16 protein-coding genes and 1 pseudogene are annotated in these 14297 nt (G+C 71.0%); 8 read left to right on the forward strand and 9 right to left on the reverse strand.

Annotated elements, in window-relative coordinates:
* Positions 1 to 273 precede the first annotated feature (273 nt).
* Positions 274 to 1521, forward strand: a complete 1248-nt coding sequence (locus Pph01_RS37025) for an ATP-binding protein (RefSeq protein WP_204077892.1) — start codon at positions 274 to 276, stop codon at positions 1519 to 1521.
* Between the two features lie 22 nt (positions 1522 to 1543).
* Here the strand turns inward: Pph01_RS37025 and Pph01_RS37030 are convergent, their stop codons facing one another.
* From Pph01_RS37030 to Pph01_RS37050, 5 genes are all read right to left on the reverse strand, one after another.
* Entirely contained in the window at positions 1544 to 3004 is a 1461-nt protein-coding gene (locus Pph01_RS37030; RefSeq protein WP_239117301.1) for a sensor histidine kinase, read from the reverse strand.
* Positions 3001 to 3678, reverse strand: coding sequence for a response regulator transcription factor (locus Pph01_RS37035; protein ID WP_204077893.1), 678 nt, complete (start codon positions 3676 to 3678; stop codon positions 3001 to 3003). The genes Pph01_RS37030 and Pph01_RS37035 overlap by 4 nt, the downstream gene beginning before the upstream one ends.
* Positions 3679 to 3696: 18 nt before the next feature.
* Positions 3697 to 4209, reverse strand: a complete 513-nt coding sequence (locus tag Pph01_RS37040; protein ID WP_204077894.1) for a DUF5666 domain-containing protein — start codon at positions 4207 to 4209, stop codon at positions 3697 to 3699.
* 99 nt (positions 4210 to 4308) lie between these two features.
* The gene (locus Pph01_RS37045) at positions 4309 to 4701 is read right to left on the reverse strand and encodes a hypothetical protein (RefSeq protein ID WP_204077895.1); all 393 of its coding nucleotides are present in this window, start codon (positions 4699 to 4701) and stop codon (positions 4309 to 4311) included.
* A 124-nt stretch (positions 4702 to 4825) separates the two neighbouring features.
* Positions 4826 to 5689, reverse strand: coding sequence for a class I SAM-dependent methyltransferase (locus Pph01_RS37050; protein ID WP_204077896.1), 864 nt, complete (start codon positions 5687 to 5689; stop codon positions 4826 to 4828).
* Positions 5690 to 5929: 240 nt separating this feature from the next.
* Between Pph01_RS37050 and Pph01_RS37055 the strand changes: the two genes are divergently transcribed.
* Both Pph01_RS37055 and Pph01_RS37060 read left to right on the forward strand, forming a co-directional pair.
* Entirely contained in the window at positions 5930 to 6280 is a 351-nt protein-coding gene (locus Pph01_RS37055; RefSeq protein WP_204077897.1) for a DUF3147 family protein, read from the forward strand.
* Entirely contained in the window at positions 6277 to 6729 is a 453-nt protein-coding gene (locus tag Pph01_RS37060) for a DUF3147 family protein (RefSeq protein WP_204077898.1), read from the forward strand. Before Pph01_RS37055 ends, Pph01_RS37060 begins: the two co-directional genes overlap by 4 nt.
* A gap of 11 nt (positions 6730 to 6740) precedes the next feature.
* Here Pph01_RS37060 and Pph01_RS37065 read toward each other — a convergent pair whose 3' ends face one another.
* Entirely contained in the window at positions 6741 to 7568 is an 828-nt protein-coding gene (locus Pph01_RS37065; RefSeq protein WP_204077899.1) for an ArsR/SmtB family transcription factor, read from the reverse strand.
* A gap of 211 nt (positions 7569 to 7779) precedes the next feature.
* On the opposite strand from Pph01_RS37065, the gene Pph01_RS37070 reads away from it, so the two are divergent.
* Genes Pph01_RS37070 through Pph01_RS37080 form a run of 3 tightly spaced genes read left to right on the forward strand, consistent with a single transcriptional unit; the run spans position 7780 to position 9789 of the window.
* Entirely contained in the window at positions 7780 to 8367 is a 588-nt protein-coding gene (locus Pph01_RS37070; RefSeq protein WP_204077900.1) for an NADPH-dependent FMN reductase, read from the forward strand.
* Positions 8368 to 8377: 10 nt separating this feature from the next.
* Positions 8378 to 8752: a winged helix-turn-helix transcriptional regulator gene (locus tag Pph01_RS37075; protein WP_204077901.1), complete on the forward strand. Its 375-nt coding sequence runs from the start codon at positions 8378 to 8380 to the stop codon at positions 8750 to 8752.
* Between the two features lie 5 nt (positions 8753 to 8757).
* Entirely contained in the window at positions 8758 to 9789 is a 1032-nt protein-coding gene (locus Pph01_RS37080; RefSeq protein ID WP_204077902.1) for a methyltransferase, read from the forward strand.
* Here Pph01_RS37080 and Pph01_RS37085 read toward each other — a convergent pair.
* Positions 9779 to 10273 carry a beta-class carbonic anhydrase gene (locus Pph01_RS37085; protein WP_204077903.1) on the reverse strand — a complete coding sequence of 165 codons (495 nt, stop codon included), beginning with the start codon at positions 10271 to 10273 and terminating at the stop codon, positions 9779 to 9781. The genes Pph01_RS37080 and Pph01_RS37085 overlap by 11 nt on opposite strands.
* Positions 10274 to 10547: 274 nt before the next feature.
* On the opposite strand from Pph01_RS37085, the gene pdxR reads away from it, so the two are divergent.
* On the forward strand, positions 10548 to 11993 hold the full coding sequence (pdxR, locus tag Pph01_RS37090; protein WP_204077904.1) for a MocR-like pyridoxine biosynthesis transcription factor PdxR: 1446 nt from the start codon (positions 10548 to 10550) through the stop codon (positions 11991 to 11993).
* On the opposite strand, the gene Pph01_RS37095 is transcribed toward pdxR, so the two are convergent.
* Entirely contained in the window at positions 11983 to 12858 is an 876-nt protein-coding gene (locus Pph01_RS37095) for an NAD-dependent epimerase/dehydratase family protein (RefSeq protein WP_204077905.1), read from the reverse strand. The two genes, pdxR and Pph01_RS37095, sit on opposite strands and share 11 nt — an antisense overlap.
* Positions 12859 to 12869: 11 nt before the next feature.
* Positions 12870 to 13268 carry a cupin domain-containing protein gene (locus tag Pph01_RS37100; protein WP_204077906.1) on the reverse strand — a complete coding sequence of 133 codons (399 nt, stop codon included), beginning with the start codon at positions 13266 to 13268 and terminating at the stop codon, positions 12870 to 12872.
* A 465-nt stretch (positions 13269 to 13733) separates the two neighbouring features.
* On the opposite strand from Pph01_RS37100, the pseudogene Pph01_RS37105 reads away from it, so the two are divergent.
* A pseudogene (locus Pph01_RS37105) lies at positions 13734 to 14297 on the forward strand (hypothetical protein); the annotation flags it as partial.

A 14297-nucleotide genomic window follows, 5' to 3' on the forward strand; every position in this document is an offset into this window, starting at 1 on the left:
TTCGGCCGGCGAACGGCCGGGAACAGGGTGCGGTACTCACCCGCTCCCGGCGACGGCCGCGCGCTCATCGGCCCACCGGCGCCTCGGGGAGCCGGGCACTCGGCGCATGCGGGGCCTGAGCCGAACGGCGGCCCCCTGCCCCCTCCACGTCCTGCGATCCGGGGACGGTGATCCGGAGCCGGGCGTGCGTGAAGCAATCCGATTTCCGTCTCAGGAGTGATGGCGTTGGCCCCTTGGCAGATTCGTGATCCTCAAGAAAACGATCTCGACCACATGATCCGGTTACTGGAGGAACCGCCGGACACCCCGGCGGAACCCGTGGTCACCCTCGCCGAGGCGGTGGCCGCGCTGCGCGGGGGCATGCCCGCGGTGGTCGCCTCCGTAGGCTGCGAGATCGTCGGCGCCGCCGTCTCGCTCACGTCCGGAGAGCGCGCCTGGGTCCTGCGCATGGCCATCAACCGCGAATGGCGCCACCACGGCATCGGCTCCGGCCTGCTGGCGGCGCTGGAGGAGCGCCTGGCCAAACGCCGGGTGCGCCGCATCGGGGCGCTCCTGCCCCCGCACGAGATCGGCGAGGCGGCCTTTCTGAACTCGGGATACACGAGCAGGCCCGACATCACCTACTTCGAGAAGGCGCTGCCGCTCGCCCGTGCGGAGGACACCATCCTCGACCAGATCGGCGGCGCCGTCCCGGAGACGGGACTGTGGGAGCGGATCGCCGGCATGGAGGCGGAGAAGGCCGTCATCGAGCGCAGGCTGGTGCTGCCGCTCGAGAACCGCGAGCTCGCCGAGCGGTACGGCGTGGAGCCGCCGCGCGCCGTCGTGCTGTTCGGGCCGCCGGGAACGGGCAAGACGACCTTCGCCAGAGCGGTCGCGTCCCGGCTGAGATGGCCGTTCGTCGAGGTCTTCCCCTATCAGCTCGCCGCGGACCCGAACGGCGTCGCGACCGCGCTGCGGCAGCTGTTCTCGCGGGTCGACCACCTGGACCAGATCGTGCTCTTCTTCGACGAGGCCGAGGAGATCGCCTCGCAGCGACGAGACCCCGCCTCGCTGACCCACCGGATCACCAATGAGCTGCTCAAACTCATCCCGATCTTCCGGCGGCGGGACCGGCGGCTGCTCGTCTGCGCGACCAACGCGGTGCGCAGCATGGACCCGGCCTTCCTGCGGCCGGGCAGGTTCGACTATCTGATCCCGGTCGGGCCGCCGGACGCCGACGCGCGCCGGGCGATCTGGGCGCGCTACATCGGGGCGGGCGGCCTCGCCCGGGTGAACCTCGACGAGCTGGTGGAGGCCAGCGCCCGCTTCACTCCCGCCGACATCGAGTACGCCGCGCGTACGGCGGCGCAGGCGGCTTTCGAACGCCACCTCACGACCGCGGACGGCCGAAGCGGCCCGGGGGAGGGGCCCGCCTGGGACACCGGCGACTACCTGGACGCGATAGCGAGCACCCGGTCGTCGCTGACCGACGAGGACATCAAGGCGTTCAACCACGACCTGCGCGCCGCCGCGCGCATGTGAGGGAACACGTATCCGGGGACGATCAGGAGGGGTCCCGCGGACGCCCGGGCGGCGGCACACGATCCGCGGCCGGGAGCGCGGCCGGCCCGGCCGAGGGGACGGGCAGCGGTCTGGTGGCGGGTTCCGCCGGTCCGCCCGGGGGCCGGACGTCCCCATCGGGCCCCAGGTAGACCGTGACGGTGGTCCCCTGCCCGAGCGTGGACGACAACGTGACCGTGCCGCCGTGCGCCGCGGCGATGGCCTGCACGATGGCCAGGCCCAGCCCCGAGCCGGCGCCGTGGAAGCGGTCGAACGCGCGGGCGGCGTCCTGTTCCGGCATGCCCGGGCCGTCGTCGGCGACCTGAAGGACGCCCGGCGGGGCCAGCCGTACCAGGACCGAGGTGCCCGGCGGCGTGTGCGCCGCGACGTTGCCGAGCAGGTTGACCAGCACCTGCCGGATCCTCGCCTCGTCGACCTCCCGTTCCAGGGCGGGCGGCGACTCGACGCGGACGGGATGATCCGGGTTGAGCGCGGTGAAGTCGTCCACCACCTCGGCGACCACGGGCACCAGGTCGACGACGGCGACGGACAGCGCCGCGCCCCGGTCGAGCCGGGCGAGCTCGAGCAGCTCGGTCACCAGGCGGGTGATGCGGGCCGACTCGTTCTCGATCCTCAGCATCACCTGCGGCACGTCCTCGTCGGGGATCGCGCCCTTGCGGTAGAGCTCGGCGTAGCCGTGGATCGTCGTCAGCGGGGTGCGCAACTCGTGCGAGGCGTCGGCGGCGAAACGGCGCAGCCGTTCCTCCGAGGCCCACCGGGCTCCGAACGCCTGCTGGATCTGCGACAACATCACATTGATCGCCCGGCCGAGCCTGCCCGCCTCCGTGGGGCCCTCCGGCATCCGCGTCGACAGGTCGCCGCCCGAGGCCACGCGCTGTGCGGTGTCGGCCATCCGCGCCAGCGGCGCGAGGCCGCCGCGGATCAGCCACCGCCCGAACAGCGCCAGCAACCCGATGAGCACGCCGCCGGTGACGAGTTCGGTGACCAGCAGGCGGGCGAGGGTGTTCCTGAGCTCGTCGAGCGGCACGGCGACCACGACGATGCGGTCGCCGGCCGCCATCCGCGCCGCGGCGGCGCGCAGGCGCGAACCCATGGTGAACGTCTCGCCGGCGTCCGCGTGTGCTCCGAGCGTGCCGGCGCCCACCGCCTGGAGGAGTTCCGGCAGGGCCGCCGCCTGCGGGTCGTCCCCGCCCACCAGCCGGGCGCGCCCGGTCGAGGCGTTCAGCGTGGCCACCGCGTACGTCGATCCCGCCTGGACCACCGCGATACCGGACGCGCGGGCCAGCCTGGTGGCCGACGCGTTCGCGGCCGTCAGCAGGGAGGCGTCCATGCGCTCGATCATGTGGCTGCGCAACATCAGCATGCTGACCAGGGAGAGGGCCGCGAGCCCGAGGGCGGTGACGCCGATGAGCCCGGCGAGTAACCGGCCGCGGAGCGTGGTCACGGCGTCCGCAGGGCGTAGCCGACGCCCCGCTGCGTGTGGATCAGCGCCGGGCCGAGCGGGTCGAGCTTGCGGCGCAGGTAGGAGATGTAGGTCTCCACCACCTGCGACTGCGTGCCGAAGCCCCAGACGTGCTCGAGCAGCTGAGCCTTGGTCACCACCTGGTTGCGGTGGCGCATCAGGAAGGCCAGCAGCCGGAACTCGGTGGGCGACAGCTCGACCCGCACCCCGCCCCGCCGTACCTCCCAGCCGGTCTCGTCCAGCTCGAGGTCGGCCACGCGGAGCACCTCATCCCTGGCCGGCGTACGGCTGCCGCGCCGCAGCACCGCCCGCGCCCTGGCGACGAGGGCGTCGACGGAGAACGGCTTGGTGACGTAGTCGTCGCCACCCAGCGTGAGGCCGTGGACGGTGTCGGCCGTGGTGTCCCTCGCGGTCAGGAAGATGATCGGCACCTCGTCGCCCGCCGCGCGGAGCCTGCGGCACACCTCGAAGCCGTCCAGGTCGGGGAGCATCACGTCCAGGACGATCAGGTCGAAGCCGCCCGTCGCGGCGAGTTCGAGGGCCTCGTGGCCGCCGGCCGCGCCGGTCACGGTGAACCCGTGGAACCGGAGCGCGATGCCGACCAGGTCGCGGATGTTCGGCTCATCGTCGGCGACGAGGACCCTCGGTTCGCTCATAGTGGCATCAAGTGTGCCTCAGTCGTTCGCCTTCTTGGGAGCGACGACCGCGATGGACGTGCGGGTGTCCCCGGTGCGGGTTCCGGCCACGAACACCGTGTCACCGGCGGCGAGCGCGGACGCTTCCGCCTTCTTGCCGTCCTTGCGTACCCGGGTGTCGCCGTCGACCTTCCACGTCCACGACGTGCCGTCGGCGCTCTTCACCGTCACGGTGCCGGCGGCGGCCCCCGTGACGTCGCCCCGCTGCCAGACGCGGACGACGAAGCCGTCCTTCTTCTTGACCGTGGCCTCCCCGTGCACGCCGAGTCCCCTGCGCTTCAGTGCGCGCCATCCGGGACGGGCGGCCTTCCCGGTCTTTCCGTCCATGGCCGTGAGCACCGCGGCTCCCTTGCCGCCCGCCTGCTCGCCGCCGGCGGTGAGGGAGACGTCCGTGCCCTGCCGGTCGGCGATGGCGGCGCCGCCCAGGACGCCGACCGCGAGGGCCCCGGCCACCGAGCCCGCGATGATGAAGCGGTTCGCTTGTTTCCTCATGTACTCAGCACACCGCCGGGCCGTGGGGAAGTCCGGGGAGAATCCTGGGAGCTTCTTGAGAATGATCGGGGTGTCCCGGCGTCCCCCTGCGGGCCGGGGTCAGGGGCATGCCGCCGAGATGTGGGCGAGGGCCGCCTGCACCTTCCCGTCCGGGTCGGTGAGGTCCTTCGCGGTGGTGGGGTCGGCGCGGGAGAACTCGTACAGAGCCTCGACGAGTTTCGGCGAGGGCTCGCCCTCGACGGTCTCCAGGCTCCCGGCGGTCAGCTCTTCGGCCATCGCCGTCATGCCCAGCCAGATGGGCTGCGAGCCGTCCGGAGCCTTGAAGACGATGGTGCTCGCGTCCTTGCGGATCGATTCCCGGGCCTTGCCGACCAGCGCGGCCGCGGCCTCGCAGGGCGTCTGGGCCGTGCTGCGGGTCATGGTGTACGCGACACCGGCCGCGCCTGCGAGGAGGACGACGGCGGCAGCGGTCATGGTCGTTCGGCGACGCATCGGCGGGGTTCCCTTTTTTGGTCGCAGACACTAGTGCGGAACGCCGATGTGATCATGGTGTCGGTGGTGCAGGAGTAATCCTCTGGGAGAAATGTCTACACCGCGAAACTTCTCCCGGATGGGTTCACCTCGCGGAACCGCCCTCGTCCCGTCCCGTCCCTCCCGGCGGCCGCGAGAACTCGTAGCGCAGCAGCCGGCCGGCCCGCGCGAGCGCGGGGACCAGGCGCAACGCCCGGATCATCAGCCGGTAGCCGGCGGGCAGTCTCTCGAGGCCGGGCAGATCGGGGGCCGTCAGCTGGGTGACGAGCCGGATCCGCGGGTCCCACCGCTCGAGGTCGCGCGGGTCGTCCAGCGCCCAGGTGAAGGTGGCCCCGGCCGCCCGTATGGGGTGGTTGAAGCGCTGCAGCCGGATGGCGAGCCGGCCGACGGCGTCGAACATGAGCTGCCCGGAGGGGAACCGGCCGACGATCCCGCCGACGAGGTTCTCGACGCCCTCCTCGGACAGGTACATCAGCAGGCCCTCCGCGACGACCAGCACGGGCCGGTCGGAGGGGATCTGCTCGAGCCATCGGACGTCGGTCACCGAGGTGCCGATCATCCGGTAGTTCTCCCGATCGGGATACAGGCGGCGGCGGACGGCGATGACATCCGGATAGTCCACGTCGTACCAGCGCACCGCGCTCGGCGGGTCGAGCCGGACGACTCGGCTGTCCAGGCCGCAGCCGAGATGCAGCACGGAGACGGCGGGATCGCGGCCGATGAACTCGGCCGCCCACGTGTCCAACTGCCTGGCCCGGATCGCCACGCCGGTGGTCCAGCCCCGGTGCATGCGGAACCTGCCGAAGTCGTAGTCGATCCGTGCGACCAGGTCCTCGGCGATCCGGTCGCCCAGGATGGGATCGGCGGACATGCTGTCCCTGGCCCGGGCGTGCAGCGTGGCCAGCATGGTCGCCCTCTCCTTGGTGAAGTGAACGCGTTCCGTCCCCATCGTCCGCCCCGTCCCCGTGGCGTGGTGCGGCCATTCGGCCGTCTGCCCACGTCCTGTCCCGCGTACCCGCTGGCGCGAACGTCACTCAACCGTCAGGACCACATGACCGTTCGCACGTCCTTCCTGGTGGAAGGGCTGGTTCTCCCTGGAGGTTGCGCACGGGTCAGGGCGGCAATGCCTACGTGAAGGCCATCGGGCGGGCACGCGGGGGCGGTCAGCCGGAAGTGACGGGAGGACTCCGTGGCTCGGCAGATCGTGGAGGTGGCGCTCAAGGCACTCGCCGGCGGGCTGTTCGTCCTGGGATTCGCGGTGCTGGCCGAGATGATGACGCCCAAGCGGCTGGCCGGAGTGTTCTCGGCGGGGCCTTCGGTCGCCCTCGGGAGCCTGCTGGTGACGGCGGCCCTGATCGGGCAGGCGGACATGCGCGCCGCGGCCGACGGCATGCGAGCCGGCGCGATCGCCTTCTTCGTCTACTGCCTCGTGGTCCCACCTCTCCTGAAGGCATGGGGGGTGTGGCGGGCGGCACTCGCCGGGCTGACAGTCTGGGTGGTGACCGCCGGCGCGGCATTCCTGCTGCTGCCCCAGTCGTGAACGCCACCACGGGCGGCGGCAGGGACGACGAGTCGAATGCCCCTGATGAGGACGACGACCGGATCCGGCTCGTCCCGCGCGAACTGGCCCGGACACGGCCCTGGGACCTGGTCGTCCGGTTCGCCTTCGGCGCGGGGATCTCCACGCTGGCCGGCGTGGTGTCCCTGGTGGCCGGACCGGCGCCCGGAGGCGTCTTCCTGGCCTTCCCGGCGATCCTGCTCGCCTCGCTGACCCTGGTCGCGCGGAGAGAGGGCCCGCGCCTGGCCTACGCGGAGGCGCGGGGCTCGGTCTTCGGCACGCTCGGTCTCATCGGGTTCGCCGTGGTCGTCGCCGCCACGGCCGTCCACTGGCCCGTCTGGGCCGCACTGACCGCCGCCACGGTGATCTGGGCGGTGTTCGGCCTCGGGTCCTACCTGCTGTCCAGGGTCGTCGTGAGAGGGGGCGGATGAAGGGGCCCGGGTCAGCCCGCCGTGGCGAGGTCGGTGGTGGTGGCGTCGGGGTCGGGGTCCGGCAGCGGCTCACCGGTTTCCAGCAGCGACTTGAGGCTGGACAGGAGGTGCGGCCACCCGCCGCTGACGCCGTCGAGCAACGTGCTCCCGGGCTCGAAGTCGTCGTGGACGACGGTCAGCTTCACCATCCGTCCGTGCGGTTCGATGTCGAAGGTCACCTTGGACCTGCGCTCTGCCGCCCACTTCGCGAGGACCTCCGGGTCCATCGCGTGGGCCTCGCCGAACTCCGGTGTGAAGGTATGCCAGGTGTAGGACAGGCGGCGGAACGGCTCGGACTCGAGGACGACCTGGGCGGGGTCGGCCATCCGCACGCCGCTCTCCTCCCAGACCACGGCCGAGCCGGGCTTCCAGTCCGACTCGAAGGTGACGCCCCAGTAGCGCCTGGTGAACGCGGGGTCGGTCAGCGCCTGCCAGAGCTGTTCCGGCGTGGTGGTGATGTAGGTCGTGTAGACGAACTCGGGGTTGCCCATGGGCTCCTGCTCCAATGCTCTCTTCAGGTCGGCGAGCGCGTGGACCCTTCCACGGTCGTACCTGCTGATCCAGCGCTCGGCGATGGCGTTGATCGGCGCGGCGTTCAGGTAGTGCAGCTTCTCCCGGCCCTGGCGGATCGTGGTGACCAGCCCGGCCGCCTCCAGCACGGCCAGATGCTTGCTGACGGACTGCCTGGCCATGTCGAGCCCGGCGCACAACTCCCGCAGGGTCTGCCCGTTGCGGGTGTTCAGGCCGTCGAGCAGTCGCCGCCGGCTGGCGTCGGCCAGCGCCTTGAACACCTCGTCCATCACGCCTCACCTCGAATGTGCAGCCGATTGGCTGCGTGTCTCGGACAATAGGCAGCCGGGCGGCTGCATGTCAACGGAAGAGGAAGGGTAAATCATCGCTCAGGAATTTTTATGAGCTAAGTTTTCTTGTGTACCCTGGTCAGGCGCGTGCGGCTCGGGTGTTCGGGCCGAGCGGAGCCGTGCGATCACATCAGAAGCAAGGAGAAGTGCCGTGTCCAAACTTGAGATCATCGTCGCCAGCACCCGCCCCGGCCGGATCGGGATCGAGGTAGGGCGGTGGATCGAGTCGGAGGCGACGGCGCACGGCGGGTTCTCCGAGATCGAACTCGTCGACCTCGCCGAAGTGAACCTGCCCTTCATGAACGAGCCGCACCACCCGCGGCTGGGCCAGTACGTCCATCAGCACACCCGGGACTGGAGCCTGAAGGTCTCCGAGGCGGACGCGTTCGTCTTCGTGATGCCTGAATACAACTACGGCTACAACGCGGAGCTGAAGAACGCGATCGACTATCTCCACAACGAATGGAAGTACAAGCCGGTGGGGCTGGTCAGCTACGGGGGAATCGCCGGCGGCACCCGCGCCGCGCAAATGATCAAGCAGGTGGTCACGACACTCAAGATGACCCCGCTGTTCGAGGCGGTTTCCATCCCCTTTGTCCACCAGTTCCTCGATGACGGAAATAAGCTGGTTCCCAACGACGTCATGACGGGGGCAGCGAAGGCGATGTTCGACGAACTCGTCCAGGTGAGCGAGGCACTGCGGGTGCTGCGGGAGAGTGCGGCTCCAGCGACGAGGTGAGCGGGAGAACATGAACGAGGTCCACCGTGTCTGCGTGCGCTTCCACGCGGCCATCGAACTGATCGGGGCCCGATGGACGGGGGCCATCCTGCGCGCCCTGCTGACCGGGCATCACCGGTACGCGCAGATCAAGGCCTCGGTGCCCGGGCTGAGCGACACCATGCTGGCCGAGCGTCTGCGCACCCTGGAGGCCCAGGACATCGTGGAGCGCCGGGTCATCGCAACGGCCCCCGTCCAGGTCGAGTACCACCTCACGGAGAAGGGCCTCGACCTGGAGGTGGTGCTGGACGCGGTGAAGACCTGGTCGCACAGGTGGATTCCGCTGCCCGACGACGCGGAGCCCGTCGGCGCCTCGCGGGGCCCCGGCGAGGCCGGGGGAGACTAGGGCTCATGCCCGCGAGCGGGGAGCCCGGCGGGACCCCTCCGGTCCTGGTCATGGCCCAGTTGCTGGGCGGCTTCCTGATCTCGCAGGCGCTGTACGCCGTGGCCCGCCTCGACCTCGCCACGGCCCTGCTCGACGGCCCGCGAGATGTGGAGGACCTCGCCGCCGGACTGGAGTGCGACGCCGAAATGGTGCGCAGGCTCCTGCGCGACCTCGCCGGCATGGGCATCTTCGTCGACGAGGGAGACGACTTCTACTCCGTCACACCGCTCGGCGCCACACTGGCCCGCGGCGTCCCCGGGTCGGTCCGTGACCTGGCCCTGTCCTGGATGGAGACGCACTACGCGCCGTTCGCGGGCCTGGTGGACACCGTGCGCACCGGCGTGCCCGCCGCGACCGCCTATTACGGCCGGCCGTTCTTCGACTGGCTCGCGAGCGAGCCCGAGCAGGGGCGGCGGTTCACCGGAGCGATGGCGGACATCTCTGCCGGGCTCAAGGCGGACCTCCTCCGGAACTACCGACTGCCCGAGGGCGCGACGGTCGCGGACATCGGCGGGGCCGACGGATCGGTGTCGGCCCAACTGGTCGGCGACGAACCCGGCCGGCACGTCATCGTCTTCGACCTGCCCCACGTCGTGTCCGAGGTCCGGGCCGCGACCGGCGACCGGGCGGCCGGGCGCGCCGAGATCGTCGCCGGGGACTTCTTCGAGAGCGTGCCCGCCGCCGACGTCTACCTCCTGTCGGCCGTCCTGCACGACTGGGACGACGAGGCGTGCGCGCGCATCCTGGGCAACATCGCCGCCGCCGCTCCCGCCGGAGCGCGTCTGGTGGTCGTCGAGATGGTCCTCCCCGAGGACGGCAACCAACCGCACCCCGCCAGGGCCACCGACCTGATCATGATGGCCATCCTGACGGGCAGGGAGCGGACGCCGCGGGAGTACGAGTCGCTGCTGAGCCGTGCGGGGTTCACCGTCGACCGGATCGTTCCCGGTCCCTCGGGCAATCCCTTCTCCGTCGTCGAGGCGACCCTCAGAGCTTGACCTCGCGCAGGCGGCCCGTCTCCACCTCGTACACGAACCCGCGCACCGCGTCGGTGTGGGGGATGAACGGATCGGCCTTGATCCGGGCGGCCGACTGGCGGACGTCCTCGTCGAGGTCGGAGAACGCCTCCGCGGACCAGTCGGGTTTGATCCCGACCTCCGCCCGGATCGACTCCTTGAACGGGTCGTCGCTGAAGGTCAGCATCCCGCAGTCGGTGTGGTGGATGAGGATGATCTCCCCGGTGCCGAGGAGGCGCTGGCTGATCGCGAGGCTCCGGCGCTCGTCGGCGGTCACCACGCCCCCGGCGTTGCGGATGACGTGGGCGTCGCCCTCCTGGAGGCCCAGCAGGCCGTAGACGTTGAGCCGGGCGTCCATGCAGGCGAGGATCGCCACGTGCTTGGCAGGGGGAAGCGGCAGGTCGCCCTTGTCGAAGGTCGCGGCGTAGCGCTCGGCGTTGGCGAGCAGTTCGTCGGTGACGCTCATGGGTCTCCCTCTCCTCGGCGGGCGGTGACCCTTGCACCATTACCTCTATTTCCTACAGTGTCAATGGGTATCTCCCGTGTGGGTCCGCCGCAGAAAGACGATCTCCGCTCGATCCGGCAGCGGCAGATCGGGAACGTACCCGCCGAGGTGAATCCTCTGTGCGCCTCTGGTCGATCAGCCCGCCGTCCGCGGTCCATCCCGATCGCCGATCTTGTCGATGCCGCCTGATATGACATGAGGTGCGGGACGAGGCGACGCTACGGGGGGTCGGTCGATGCAGGGCTCGCCGGACGATGGCCGGACCGGCTTCGGGTCGGGGCTCGACCTGCATCTCGATCTGCCCGGCGCCGGCGGGGTGGGGCGGTCGCTGGAGGCCGCCCTGCGCGAGGCGGTGCGGTCGGGGCGGCTGACCGCGGGCACCCGGCTGCCCGGCACCCGTGGTCTCGCCGCCGACCTCGGCCTGGCCAGGGGCACGGTCGTCCATGCCTACACGCAGCTCATCGCCGAGGGGTGGCTGACGGGCGCGCGCGGATCCGGCACCTGGGTGGCCGACGTGCTGCCGGAGTCCGACACCGGCGAGGCCCTCGCCCACGCTCCCGCGGAGCCTCGCGCCGCGTTCCTGGGCGACCTGCGTCCCGGCCGGCCCGACGTCAGCACGTTTCCGCGTGCGGACTGGGTCTCGAGCGTCCGCCGGGTGGTGTCGGCGATGGAGTCCGGGCAGCTGGGCTACCCAGACCCGGCGGGCATGCCCGCGCTGCGCTCGGCGGTCGCCGACTACGTCTCACGGACCCGCGGAGTGTGGGCGAGCGCCGGATCGACGGTGATCACCGCGGGGTTCACCCAGGCGCTCGCGTTGCTCGCGCGTACCTTCCGTCGTCTCGGCGCCCGGCGCGCGGCGACCGAGAACCCGGGGTTCGTGCTGCACCGGCACCTGCTGGCCTCGGCGGGGCTCGACCCTGTGCCGCTGACGGTGGACGCGGACGGCGCGGATCCGTCGTGTCTCCCGGACGGCACGGGATTCGCGCTGCTCACTCCGGCCCACCAGCACCCGTGGGGCGTCGTGCTCGCACCAGGGAGGCGCTCGGCGTTCATCGACTGGGCCCGGCGGAACGACGCCTACGTGATCGAAGACGACTACGACGGCGAGTTCCGCTACGACCAGCAACCGGTCGGCGCGATGCAGTCGCTGGCGCCCGACCGGGTGATCTACGCGGGCAGCACCAGCAAGACCCTGGCGCCGGGGGCGCGGCTCGGCTGGCTCGTGGTGCCCGCCTCGCTGCGCGATCCGCTGCTGCAGACCGTGCTGGAGACCGGCTCGACGCCTCCTGTCATCGACCAACTCGTGCTCGCCGACCTGCTCTCCTGCGGCGGCTACGACCGGCACGTACGCCGGGCCCGGCTGGGTTACCGGCGGCGCCGCCACGAGCTGGCCGAACGGCTGGCGACGGTCACCGACACGCTGCTCACGGGCGTCGCCGCCGGGTTGCACGCGCTGCTGCCGGTCGCCTCGGCGGACGCCGAACGCGAACTGGTCGCCACGGCGGAGCGCGCGGGACTGCTCCTCCACGGCCTGCACACCGCACGCTACTGGCACACGGTGGGCGAGGAGCGGCCCGCCGCCCTGGTCATCGGCTACGCGGCGCCGCCCCAGCACGCCTGGCGCGGGGCGCTCGACACGCTGGTCTCGCTGGTCGGCAGGCCGCCCGGCGCTATCGGGTAGGTGCGGCGTCGGCGAACGCCGCGAAGCCGTCCCGCCACGACAGATACCTCGGCACCCAGCCGAGGTGCTTGCGGGCGTAGTGGTTGTCCGCGCCGCGCGCCCACCCCGGGCGGCCGGTGTCCGCGAGAGGCGGAGGCGGTGCGCCCACGGCCGTGCAGAAGGCGGACACCCATTCCCGGCCCGGCGCCGGCTCGTCGTCGCAGACGTTGACCGCACCTCCCGCAGGCCAGGTGAGCGCCTGCACCGCCGCCGTGGCGGCGTCGTCGGCGTGCACGAAGGAGACCACCTCGCCGCCGGCGGCCAGTTTCCCCGCCCGCGCCGCGTCCGCCATGAGGCCGTCGGGCGCGTACCACGTCCCGGGGCCGTAGAGCTGCCCGTGGCGCAGCACGACCCACTCGGGCATCTCGTGGACGGCCGCCTCCAGCGCTGCCACGCTCTCCACCGTCCTTCCCCGCGCCTCCGACGCGGCGAGATCGAGCGGCGTCGTCTCGTCGGCCGGCTCGTCCCCCGCCTCGTAGATCCACGCGATGCTCTGTGCCACCATCCGGCGTACGCCGGCGGCGAGCGCCGCGTCGACCAGGTTGCGGGTGCCCTGCCTGCGCACTGCCGCGTTCGCCGCGCGGTCGCCCGAGGCCAGGTCGGTGAGCTGGTGCATCACGACGTCGGGCACGGCCTTTTCGACGGCGGCGCTGAGGGCCGCGCGGTCATGGACGTCGGCCACCACCGGCTCCGCGCCCGCCGCGCGCAGTGTGGCGGTCCGCTCGGGCCTCCGGGTGAGGGCGGTGACCTGGTGCCCCTCGGCGACCAGCAGCGGCACCAACCGCCGGCCGACGACCCCGGTCGCTCCCGCGAGGAAGATCCGCATGCCGACCGCCATCAGTTCGGCCGGGGAGCACGACGGTCACGGCGGGCCGCGAGCTCCGCGTCGTTGACGTAGGTGAGCATCGGCTCATCGGGCACGCAGAACATGACCACGACGAACCGGCTCCACGTGTCGGGCAGGTTGTTCGCCGCCTGGTAGTGGATGACGTCGCCGCCGGGCTCCCAGAACGCCTCACCCGCGCGGATCACCCGCTCCGGCTCGCCCTCCAACTCGAAGATCATCTCCCCTTCGAGCATGTACCCGTACACCGGGCCCGAGTGCCGGTGCGGCGGGGAGCCGGGGTCGCCGGGCGGCAATTCGATGAGCACGGTCATCTCATGGGCGGGATCGGGAAGCGTGGGCGGCGTCCCCTGAAGAAGAAGCGTGAGTGCGCTGTTGCCTTTCAGTTCCATGGATTCGACGCTAGCCGCGAAGCGGACCAGTGAACTAGTCCACTTCTCGGCTCATCTGATGTACCACTTGTGCCGGACGAGGGAGCGCCCATCGCGAGTCGGTCGAGCAGTGGGTCGGCTTGCTGCTCTCGCGGGTGATGTCGTCGTCAGGCCCGCGCCCGATCAGGGTTCGTTCGCGCACAGGAAGCTCGCAGGTCGGAGTGGTCGGCGGCGAAAGCTTGCATGATCACGGCAATGGTTGAGCCGGGATCTGCCGTTGGAGTTGGAACGACGGAATTCAAAGACGCGGTCATATGACGGTCATTTCCGGGCCTGTTTTTGGTCTGGATATCAGCTCCGCCGCCATCTTTTGCCGTAACCGTGGGCGCCCATCAATAGTGTTTTGACCGAAGACTTGGTTTTAAAGGGTCGTTTTCACAGGAAGCGGGCTGATTCGGTGACCAGGACGGGAGGAAGGCGGTGTTCTTGAACCTACGCCCCCACTCCATCCAGGCCCGTTTCACCCTGGTCGCCGCGATCATCTCCCTGGTCGTCTTCGCGGTCATAGGCACCGGACTCGATCTGGCGATCTGGACCCGCATCCACGACAACATCTTCAAGGAGACCGAACGCGTCGCGACCGACTGGATCGGATCTCTGCAGCCCGGCACGGCCTACCCTTCCCTGCCGAAGAACCGGATCGATCTCCTGCAACTCGTCGACGAACGGGGCGCGGTCGTCACGGCGAGCGCGGCGGCGGGCAGGTCACCCCTGAGCACCATCCAACCCCCGATCGACGACCGCATCGCGCACGGCACCCAGTGCACCGCCCGGGACGGGTGCGTGGTGCTGACCGCCATCCGTGTCCCTCCGCTGGAGACGCGTGTGCTCTGGCAGGGGAGGTCGCACTTCGTCTACGCGGGGATGGCCGAGCCGGCCATGTTGTCCACGTATGAACTGGAGTTGCTGACCGGCGCGGGCGTCCTGGTGGCGGCCGCGCTTGCGGCGTGGGCGACGTGGTGGGTGGTGGGACGCACCCTGCGCCCCGTG

Source organism: Planotetraspora phitsanulokensis, from assembly GCF_016863295.1.
Classification (GTDB): Bacteria; Actinomycetota; Actinomycetes; order Streptosporangiales; family Streptosporangiaceae; genus Planotetraspora; species Planotetraspora phitsanulokensis.

Bases quoted from the DNA above. Each gene is read 5' to 3' on its own strand.
- Pph01_RS37025 (WP_204077892.1), top strand. From the start codon at position 274: ATGATCCGGTTACTGGAGGAACCGCCGGACACCCCGGCGGAACCCGTG.
- Pph01_RS37035 (WP_204077893.1), bottom strand. From the start codon at position 3,678: ATGAGCGAACCGAGGGTCCTCGTCGCCGACGATGAGCCGAACATCCGC.
- Pph01_RS37040 (WP_204077894.1), bottom strand. From the start codon at position 4,209: ATGAGGAAACAAGCGAACCGCTTCATCATCGCGGGCTCGGTGGCCGGG.
- Pph01_RS37045 (WP_204077895.1), bottom strand. From the start codon at position 4,701: ATGCGTCGCCGAACGACCATGACCGCTGCCGCCGTCGTCCTCCTCGCA.
- Pph01_RS37050 (WP_204077896.1), bottom strand. From the start codon at position 5,689: ATGGGGACGGAACGCGTTCACTTCACCAAGGAGAGGGCGACCATGCTG.
- Pph01_RS37065 (WP_204077899.1), bottom strand. From the start codon at position 7,568: ATGGACGAGGTGTTCAAGGCGCTGGCCGACGCCAGCCGGCGGCGACTG.
- Pph01_RS37075 (WP_204077901.1), top strand. From the start codon at position 8,378: ATGAACGAGGTCCACCGTGTCTGCGTGCGCTTCCACGCGGCCATCGAA.
- Pph01_RS37080 (WP_204077902.1), top strand. From the start codon at position 8,758: ATGCCCGCGAGCGGGGAGCCCGGCGGGACCCCTCCGGTCCTGGTCATG.
- Pph01_RS37085 (WP_204077903.1), bottom strand. From the start codon at position 10,273: ATGAGCGTCACCGACGAACTGCTCGCCAACGCCGAGCGCTACGCCGCG.
- pdxR (WP_204077904.1), top strand. From the start codon at position 10,548: ATGCAGGGCTCGCCGGACGATGGCCGGACCGGCTTCGGGTCGGGGCTC.
- Pph01_RS37095 (WP_204077905.1), bottom strand. From the start codon at position 12,858: ATGCGGATCTTCCTCGCGGGAGCGACCGGGGTCGTCGGCCGGCGGTTG.
- Pph01_RS37100 (WP_204077906.1), bottom strand. From the start codon at position 13,268: ATGGAACTGAAAGGCAACAGCGCACTCACGCTTCTTCTTCAGGGGACG.